This is a genomic window from Robertmurraya sp. DFI.2.37 (genome assembly GCF_029211245.1).
In the GTDB taxonomy this organism is placed as follows: domain Bacteria; phylum Bacillota; class Bacilli; order Bacillales; family Cytobacillaceae; genus Robertmurraya; species Robertmurraya methanolica_A.
On the sequence record NZ_JARGEJ010000992.1, the window covers coordinates 1 to 245 of the forward strand.

Below are 245 nucleotides of genomic sequence, written 5' to 3' on the forward strand. Positions count from 1 at the left end.
GAAGCTCTTTCTTTCCCTCTATGGTATAGCCTAGTATCGTATAAACTGCGTATTTTTTAGTCTCATAGTCATTTCGAATGGTGGTGTATAGGCAATCGACGAAAACAAAAGGATAACAGTTACTCAAAGGACGGTTTTGCCACTCCTCTAATTCAGGAAGTACTGCATCTGTAATATCGGATACCATTTCATGAGACACAGAAAAACCATAGATCTCCTCTATCGTAGAAGAGATGTCTCGTTGA

At 39.2% G+C, this 245-nt stretch carries 1 protein-coding gene; it reads right to left on the minus strand.

The window, feature by feature from the left end; all coding sequences use genetic code 11:
• Positions 1-245 (minus strand): transposase (locus PZE06_RS34340; protein ID WP_275792602.1); only part of this gene is annotated, 245 nt, incomplete at both ends.